5 protein-coding genes are annotated in these 7,021 nt (G+C 67.9%); all 5 read right to left on the bottom strand.

The genetic code is table 11. The features are described from left to right. Positions 1-536 precede the first annotated feature (536 nt). The 5 genes from GX015_RS11895 to GX015_RS11875 all read right to left on the bottom strand — a co-directional run bounded on the left by GX015_RS11895 (position 537) and on the right by GX015_RS11875 (position 7,013). A complete protein-coding gene (locus GX015_RS11895) occupies positions 537-2,255 on the bottom strand; it encodes an ABC-F family ATP-binding cassette domain-containing protein (protein ID WP_291345371.1) in 1,719 nt (572 codons plus the stop codon). A 368-nt stretch (positions 2,256-2,623) separates the two neighbouring features. Further along, positions 2,624-4,255, bottom strand: coding sequence for a cytochrome bc complex cytochrome b subunit (locus GX015_RS11890; RefSeq protein WP_291345370.1), 1,632 nt, complete (start codon positions 4,253-4,255; stop codon positions 2,624-2,626). Then, positions 4,252-5,463 (bottom strand): ubiquinol-cytochrome c reductase iron-sulfur subunit, encoded by a 1,212-nt coding sequence (locus tag GX015_RS11885; RefSeq protein WP_291345369.1) that lies wholly within the window; start codon positions 5,461-5,463, stop codon positions 4,252-4,254. Before GX015_RS11885 ends, GX015_RS11890 begins: the two co-directional genes overlap by 4 nt. Further along, entirely contained in the window at positions 5,460-6,353 is an 894-nt protein-coding gene (locus tag GX015_RS11880; RefSeq protein WP_291345368.1) for a cytochrome c, read from the bottom strand. Before GX015_RS11880 ends, GX015_RS11885 begins: the two co-directional genes overlap by 4 nt. 72 nt (positions 6,354-6,425) lie before the next feature. Then, positions 6,426-7,013, bottom strand: coding sequence for a heme-copper oxidase subunit III (locus GX015_RS11875; protein ID WP_291345372.1), 588 nt, complete (start codon positions 7,011-7,013; stop codon positions 6,426-6,428). Positions 7,014-7,021: the final 8 nt, after the last annotated feature.

Raw genomic sequence — 7,021 nt, 5'->3', positions numbered from 1 at the left:
TCACCGGCCCGCCGGAGAGGAACCACCTCACCGGCAGCCCGCGACGGTGATCCCCGCGATCACCTGACGCGGACGCGACAGAACCCCGCCACCCGGCCTTCCGGTGGCGGGGTTTCCGCGTGCGTGGGGGCGGGGGCGGGTGCGTGGCGGCGAGGGGGCCCGGAGATGCCTACGTTCGGGCCAGATACCCACGTTTGAACGTGAGTATGTGGCCGGAACGTAGGTATCTGTGCGGGGCAAGGAGGGCGGGGACGCGGGGGACCGGGGCGTGGGACGCTTGGGGCAGCGGGGAACCGAACCGCAGGGAGTATCGGAGCGGGCGCGGAGGGAAACGGGGAAGAATCGGTCCGCGTCAGGCCCGATCCGGCGGAGAAAGACGTCCAGTGGTCAGAAAGAGGTGGATAACCAAGTCTTTCTGACCACTGGACGTCTATCTGTGGGGCGAGGCCCCTGCAAGGTTCGGGGACGGCCTCGGTGGAGCCGTCGAGCCGCGTAGCCGGGGGGCCGGAGCCGCGGAGTCCCCGGCAAGGCCCCTGCTACGCGAACTCGACGGGCTTCTTGCCCCGCGGCAGCTCGGTGACTTCGCCTTCCTCGACGACGAGGTGCCGCGCCTCGAGGCGATCGACCATGCGGCGGTCGTGGGTCACCACGATGATGGTGCCCTCGGCCTCGGCGATGGCGTCCTGCACCTCTTCGATGAGATCGACGGACAGGTGGTTGGTGGGCTCGTCGAGAAGCAGGATGTCCGGAGGATCGGCGACGACCAGCGCCAGTGCCACGCGCCGCTGCTGGCCCACCGACAGGTCGCCCACGGGCCGCTTGGCGTCGCGGGCGGTGAGCAGCCCCAGGTCCTCGAGGGTGACGGTGGGGGACGGGTTGTCGTCGTAAAGCTGGTTGGGGCTTAGCGACGGATCGGCCCAATCCTGCTCCTGCGCCAGCATCGAAATGCGGGCCTCCTGGCCGATGCGCATCTCGCCGGCGGCCGGCGCGACCTGGCCGAGCATCACCTTCAGCAGCGTCGACTTGCCGGCGCCGTTCGGGCCGGTGACCACGATGGTGTCGCCGGGGCGGATGGTCAGCGACCCGACGTGGATGCGGTCGGGGACGACGACGCCGCGGAGTTTGACGTGGAAGTCCTCGTCGCTGCCCGCCGGCGCGCGCTTGGTGGACAGCGGCTTTGTCAGCGGCGCATCGAAGCCGAGGAGCGCCGGCGGCTTGGCCACGCCGTCCTCCTCGAGTTCTTCCAGTCGCTGGCGGGCCGACCGGATGCGGCGGGCGACCTGGCGGTCGGCGCGGCCGCCGGCGTGGTCGTAGCCCATCTTCTCGTTGTCCCTCTTCGCGCGCACGGGCCCGGAGTCCTCGTTCGCGGTGTCGATGGTCTTTTCCAGCCGCGCCTTCTCGTGCTGCTCGGTGCGCCACTGGTGCTCCCACAGCTGGCGTTCGTGGCGGCGGTGCGTGTCGTAGTCGGTGTAGTTGCCGCGGAACATGCCGATGCCCTCGCGGCCCGGCACGAGGTCGCCGATGACGGTGCACACGGCGTCGAGGAAATCGCGGTCGTGGGTGGCCACGACGACGACGCCGGGGTGGGCGTTGATGGTGTCGATGACGAGCTGGCGGCCGCGGTCGTCGAGGTGGTTGGTCGGCTCGTCGAGAAGCAGGATCTCGGGTTTGCGGATCAGCGTGAGCGCCAGCCCCAGCCGGGCGCGCTGGCCGCCGGAGAGCTCCACGGACTTTTGGTCGAGCAGCGGACCCTCGGGGCCGTCGCCGGACAGGCCGAGGTAGTCGAGCACGACCTCCGCGTGGTGCTCCGCGTTCCAGTCGTCGTGGGCCATGACATCCGAGAACAGCGTGGAATAGGCCTTCTCGGCGGCCGCCGCGGCCTCGGGCGACTCGGCCACGGACATCGCCTCCGCGGCCTCCTCCAGCGCCTGCAGGCGACGTTTCGACGGCCCCAGCGCCTCATCGACGAGCATCCGCCCCGTCGACTCGAACGGCGCCTCCAGCTCCTGGGAGCCGAGCACGCGCGTGCCCACGTGCTTCACGGACCCCGACGTCGGCTTCCGCCGGCCCGACAGCAGCCACAGCAGCGTGGACTTGCCGGCCCCGTTGTCGCCGACGAGCCCGAGCACGTCGCCCGCGGAGACGGTCATGTTCACGTCGCGGAGCACGGGCGTGCCCTCGTAGTCGTAGTTGACGGAATTGGCCACCAGCTGGGTGGCGGAGCCGTCGATGAAGGGGAGCGGGGATTCGGCCATGGCGGCGCCTCCTGCAATACGGAAAACGGGCGGGGGAGGGGAGTGGTCGCGGTAGGCCGGCCGTGGCGGGCGACGCATCGGTTGGACGCGATTGCCTGACGACGCCGGCGGGCGCGACTGGAGGCGTCAGATGTTCATGTATCCAGCCTACGCGCCTGAGAGTTGACTGAATAGCGGCGAAGTGGGGGCGCGGCGGTGTTGCCGGGGCGAAGTGGCGGGAGAAGGCGCACCGGGAACGGTGGGCGGAGGGGAGGTGGGCCGTCGTCACGCAAAGAAGCCCCGACCCCGGAAACGCGGAACCGCCCCGCCGGCGAGATTTTCATCTCGCCGCCGGGGCGGTTCGTCGAGCGCAGTTGGGGCGCTATGTCCTACTTGTCGAGTTCGCGACGCGCTTCGGCGTTGCGGGCCTCGAGGTCGCGGAACATCTGAGCCTGCTCGTGGTGATTCTCGGCCTCGATGCGGTTCGCCTCGTCGGCGATGTCCCGCGAGTCGGGGGAGAACCAACCGCCGCGGCCGGGGGCGCCGCCCGCACCGAGCTGGTTCATCGTCTTCGGCACGTACGCACCCTGGTACTCGAGCGGGATCGGGTGACCGTGCTCGTCCACCGGGCCCAGCGGCTGGTGCACCTCGATGAAGGCGCCCGAGGGCAGCTGGTCGATGACGCCGGTCTCGATGCCGTGCTCCAGGACGGCCTGGTCAGAACGCTGCAGGCCGATGCAGATGCGGTACGTGACGAAGTACGCGATCGGCGGGAGCAGGATCAGACCGATGCGGCCGACCCAGGTCATCGCGTTCAGCGAGATCTGGAAGTGGTACGCGATCAGGTCGTTGCCGCCCGACAGGGTCAGCAGGGTGTAGAACACCAGGGCCATGGCGCCGATGCCGGAGCGAACCGGAACGTCGCGCGGGCGCTGCAGCAGGTTGTGGTGGGCGTTGTCGCCGGTCATCTTCGCCTCGATGAACGGGTAGGCGAAGAGCAGCACGACCAGCAGGCCGAGCAGCAGCGCCACCCACACGACGGCGGGGATGGTGTAGGAGCCGATGTAGAGCTCCCACGCCGGCATGACTCGCGCCGCACCGTCCGTCCACAGCATGTAGATGTCCGGCTGCGAACCGGCGGAAACCTGCGACGGGTTGTACGGGCCCAGGTTCCAGATCGCGTTGATCTGGAAGGCGCCGGCCAGGAAGGCCATGAAGCCGATGTTGATCAGGCCGAAGGTCATCGCCTTGAGGGCGAAGACCGGCATGATGCGGACGCCGACGACGTTGTTCTCCGTGCGGCCGGGGCCGGGGAACTGGGTGTGCTTCTGGTACCAGACCAGCGCCAGGTGCGCGGCGATGAGGCCGAGCAGCAGGGCCGGGATGATCAGCACGTGGGCGATGTACAGGCGCGGGATGATGATGTCGCCCGGGAAGTCGCCGTTGAACATCATCCAGTGCATCCAGGTGCCGATCACCGGCAGGCCGATGATGATCGCCGACATGATTCGCAGGCCGACGCCGGAGAGCAGGTCGTCCGGCAGGGAGTAGCCCATGAAGCCCTCGGCGACCGAGAGCAGCAGCAGGATGCAGCCGATGACCCAGTTGGCCTCGCGCGGCTTGCGGAACGCACCGGTGAAGAAGATGCGGAACATGTGCGCCATGATCGAGATGGCGAACAGCAGCGCGGCCCAGTGGTGGACCTGGCGGATGAACAGGCCGCCGCGGACCTCGAACGAGATCTGCAGGGCGGTCTCGTAGGCGCGGGACATTTCCACGCCGTTGAGCGGCGCGTAGGCGCCGTCGTAGATGACCTTCGACATCGACGGATCGAAGAAGAGGGTCAGGTAGACGCCGGAGAGCAGCAGCACGATGAAGCTGTACAGCGCGATCTCGCCCAGCATGAAGGACCAGTGCGTGGGGAAGACCTTGTTGATCTGACGGCGGATGCCGGACGACATGGTGTAGCGGTCGTCCATGTTGCGCGCCATCAAGGCGACGCGGTTATTGGAGTTGCTCATGACTGACGCTCCCAGAAGGCCGGGCCGACGGGCTCAATGAAGTTGCCGTTGGCGTAGAGGAATCCGTCCTCGTCGACATCGATGGGCAGCTCGGGCAGCGCACGGGCGGCCGGGCCGAAGACCGGCTTGCCGTACTGCAGGGCGTCGAACTGCGACTGGTGGCAGGGGCACAGGATTCGGTTGGTCTGGGCCTCGTACAGCGAGGTCGGGCAACCGATGTGCGTGCAGATCTTGGAGTAGGCGAAGTAGTCGCCGTAGTGGAAGTCCTCCTGGCCGGCGCGCAGGGTGGCGCGGGCGGCGTCACTCGAGCGCAGGCGGATGAGCATCACGGAGTTGCGGGAGCCGTGGATCGAGTGCATGTGAGCCTCGTAGACCTCGGCCTCCGGCGAGTACTTGTCGCCGTCGTTGACGTCCTCCTCCAGCAGGGGGAAGACGGTCTCCATGGCACCGGCGGACAGGTCCTCCGGGCGGACGCGGACCAGGCGGGAAACGCCGGTGAAGGAGAAGCCGTGGCTTCCCTCCTCGGCGATGGCGCCGGTGTCGCGGCCCAGGTAAACCTTCTTGCCCTGCTCGACCAGGGTCCAGCCCGTGGTCCAGAGGGTGCCGTCGCCGGTGATGTCCATCTCGTGGCGCGGCTTCCACGGGTTCTTGATCATGCCGCCGAGCGGCAGGACCATGCCGATGCCGGCCAGGACCGCGCCGGCGCCGAGCAGACCCTTGATGGCGGAGCGGCGACCGAGGGTCGACGTCTCCCAGGAGTCGTTCAGCAGGGCGACGATGGTCTTCTGGTCGGTCTCGGAGGACGCGCCGTCGTGGCGGCGCTGAACCGAGATCTCCTCGGGCACGAAGCGCTTGGTGTACTTCACCGCGCCGACGCCCAGGGCCATGATCGAACCGCCGATGGTGATGCCCAGCATCGGGGTGTACAGGGTGTACATCCACAGGCCGTCGTCGCCGTGGCCCTTGTACTGCCAGGGCCAGAAGAGGTAGACGGCGATGAACGCCAGGCCGAGGACGACCGCGAGGGCCAGCCAGAAGATGACGCCGGCCGCCGCGCGCTTCTCCGCCGGATCACCGGCGATGGGGAAGCGCTCCTTGCGGTAGGCGATGGTCACGTCGTCGAGCTCGGTGCCCAGGCGGGCGAGCTCGTCGTTGCTCATCTTCGACAGCTCGTCGGAGCTGTAGTTCTTCTTCACGTTGTCGGTCACTGTCGGGATCCAATCCAGAGTGCGGCCGCCACGAGGGCGACGATGCCGGCAATCCACATGAACAGGCCCTCGGTCACGGGGCCGAGGCCGCCGAGCGGGTAACCGGACGGGCCGGGGGTCTCCGCCGAGTTCTTGATGTAGGCGATGAGGTCCTTCTTCTCGTCAGCGGTGAGCTGGCGATCGGAGAACTTCGGCATGTTCTGCGGGCCGGTGAGCATGGCCTGGTACAGCTCCTGCTCGTTGGCAGGATCCAGGATCGGGGCGTACTTGCCGCCGGAGAGGGCGCCGCCACGACCGGTGAAGTTGTGGCAGGACGCGCAGTTCAGGCGGAACAGCTCGGAGCCGCGGGCGACGTCGAGGGGATCGATCTCGCCATTCGGGCCGGCGTTCTTGCCGCGGAGGGACTCCATGGCGATGCTGCCGTCCTCGTCGCGGACGATGCCGGCGCCGCCGCCGTGCGACTGCACGTACGCGGCGAGGGCGAGGGTCTGCTCCTCGGAGTAGCGCGGGGTCTTGCGGGCGGCCTGCGCCTCGTTGCGGAGCATCGGCATGCGGCCGGAGTGCACCTGGAAGTACACCGCGCCTTCGCCGACGCCGATGAGGGACTTGCCGCGGTCCTTGACGCCCTGGAGGTTGGCGCCGTGGCACGTGATGCACGCGACGTCGTAGATCTCCTTGCCCTGCTGGATCAGCGCCGCCTCGTCCTGCTGGGCGGTGGCGACCTGCGCGTCGGGGGTCACGGCATTGGCCAGGAAGCCCGCGCCCGTGAGGGCGAGGGCGAGCGCCATGACACCGGAGACGGTGCGGCGCATCTTGCGGCGGCCCTTGGCCTTGCGGCCGGCCGCCGCGGAGGACGTGCGGTCCTCAGCTGCGGGGTTATGGTTTTCCATCTTTTTCCCTTTGTTGTGCGTGGAAAGTGGATGGCTGTAGTAGGCCGCACCGGCGGTGTCGGCCGTTACGGCCTACTGGATGAAGTAGATGGTGATGAACAGGCCGATCCACACGACGTCGACGAAGTGCCAGTAGTACGAGACCACGATGGCGGCCGTCGCCTGCGCCGGGGTGAACTTCGACTTGAAGGTGCGGATCAGCACCACGCCGAACGCCAGCACGCCCGCGAGGACGTGCGCGGCGTGGAAGCCGGTGGTGATGAAGAAGACCGAACCGTAGACGGAGTTCTGGATGGTCAGACCGTGGCCGACCAGGGTGAAGTACTCGTAACCCTGGCCGACCAGGAAGATCGCTCCCAGCAGCGTCGAAAGGGCATACCACCTGCGCAGGGCGAACACGTCGCCCCGCTCGGCCGCGAACACGCCCCACTGGGCGGTGAACGAAGACGACACCAGGATCACAGTGATCACCAGTGCGTACGGGACGTTGAGGTGGCCGGTACCCCAATCCCACGATTCTCCCTGGCCGTTCGCGCGCGATACGAAGTACATCGCGAACATGCCGGCGAAGAACATCAATTCCTGAGACAGGAACACGATCGTCCCGACACTGACCATGTTCGGTCGGTTCAGTGTCGCGGCACGACGTGGTGCTGTCATACCTGTGT

The organism is Corynebacterium sp., from assembly GCF_012837295.1.
Lineage (GTDB): Bacteria > Actinomycetota > Actinomycetes > Mycobacteriales > Mycobacteriaceae > Corynebacterium.
Note: the sequence above shows the minus strand (reverse complement) of the source record. Positions and strands in the feature narration are given on the sequence as shown.

Excerpts from the sequence above, each read along its gene's own strand:
- GX015_RS11895 (WP_291345371.1), bottom strand. The coding sequence starts at position 2,255 with ATGGCCGAATCCCCGCTCCCCTTCATCGACGGCTCCGCCACCCAGCTG.
- GX015_RS11890 (WP_291345370.1), bottom strand. The coding sequence starts at position 4,255 with ATGAGCAACTCCAATAACCGCGTCGCCTTGATGGCGCGCAACATGGAC.
- GX015_RS11880 (WP_291345368.1), bottom strand. The coding sequence starts at position 6,353 with ATGGAAAACCATAACCCCGCAGCTGAGGACCGCACGTCCTCCGCGGCG.
- GX015_RS11875 (WP_291345372.1), bottom strand. The coding sequence starts at position 7,013 with ATGACAGCACCACGTCGTGCCGCGACACTGAACCGACCGAACATGGTC.